Origin of the sequence: Pseudomonas sp. SIMBA_068, assembly GCF_046534705.1 — a bacterium.
GTDB lineage: Bacteria > Pseudomonadota > Gammaproteobacteria > Pseudomonadales > Pseudomonadaceae > Aquipseudomonas > Aquipseudomonas putida.
In genome coordinates, this window is record NZ_JAWRYI010000707.1 from 1 (window position 1) to 265 (window position 265).

At 40.4% G+C, this 265-nt stretch carries 1 protein-coding gene; it reads right to left on the reverse strand.

Annotated features, from left to right (window positions below; all coding sequences use genetic code 11):
* The coding region (locus tag SB756_RS31070; protein ID WP_410913369.1) for a cytochrome c1 at positions 1-265 on the reverse strand (265 nt) is incomplete at both ends.

Here is a 265-nt window from a genome sequence, read left to right on the forward strand (position 1 = left end):
CTGATGGAAATAACGTATTATTTACACCAAACGGACGAGACTCATCTTTATAAAATGATTTCAAGTACGTGTAAATCCAGTCACTTCCACGTACACGTGCAACATTAGTTAAATCCGGCGGAGCCGCACCAAACCATTTTGCTGCATCATCTTTAGCCATTGAGTTCTTAATATGGCTACCTACTTTTGAACCATCAAAAATAAGCTGCTCTTGGCCAACTTCCGTTGGAATACCAATATCACGGAAAGTACGTTCATAACGCTG